Annotated in this window: 2 pseudogenes; both read right to left on the bottom strand. The window is 46.5% G+C overall.

The annotated features are described in order from the left end of the window. Nucleotides 1-386, bottom strand: a pseudogene (locus OGX89_RS00020) (putative type VI secretion system effector); the annotation flags it as partial. Between the two features lie 23 nt (nucleotides 387-409). Continuing rightward, nucleotides 410-804: pseudogene (locus OGX89_RS00015) on the bottom strand (putative type VI secretion system effector); the annotation flags it as partial.

The raw sequence follows: 804 nt of genomic DNA, 5'->3' as shown, positions 1-804 counted from the left end.
GCAGACGCCATGTTCTCATCCAGTCTACTGAAATATTCCCACGTCTGCGGATAGGCTTTGGTGTCAAAATAGTGCGTCAGGCAGCGCTGGTGGTAGTTTGTCACCACACCACTGACCTTTATCAGCGGGGCTGGCGGGGGCAGTACCGGGTCCGGTGGCATATCGGCCAGCGCTTTTGCCAGCTGCTTTTCTTCACGATACAGTTCCGCCAGCCGTTTTTTATACTCCTTCTTGCCTTCCGATTCATAGTGCGCAATGGTTTGTCTTAATTTTATCCATTCCCTGCGCTCCCGGAGATAGTTTTCTTCAATATACCCCTTACCCTTCTCCAGACCCCGGATATAGGCACGGGGCATATCGGCAAACAGTTCATCATCTTCTGTCATAGTATTTAATCTTTTAATTCCAGCTAGTAGTAATAAAACCACCATCCTGATTTAAGTAATCGAATAGATCGCCCTTGCTTCTTAAATTCTTTTATCTTTTTCTTGTCGTGTTTCAGAAGGTCAATATTGGTCACATTATCCCAGCCAGCAACAGTCAATATCTCTTCCGTCAGCTGTTCTTTCGGGAAAGGATGTCGTCGCCAGATCGTCCATATTGCGGGCAGGATATACAGAAAGGTTCCCGTAACCAAAAAGATCATTATCACTTGCAGTAATCCTTCACTAAGGACCCAATCTTCTTTATACAAACCCACTATCAGCAGCAGAATAGCCAGAATAATAACGATCGAAATGGGGACTTTCATCGCGTCTATTCGTGCCCGTCGTATTCCCTGGTAGCACCACGGCGGCATGGTCA

Origin of the sequence: Citrobacter sp. Cpo103 (assembly GCF_030332605.1) — a bacterium.
Classification (GTDB): domain Bacteria; phylum Pseudomonadota; class Gammaproteobacteria; order Enterobacterales; family Enterobacteriaceae; genus Citrobacter; species Citrobacter portucalensis.
This window is presented reverse-complemented; position numbering and strand designations above follow the sequence as displayed.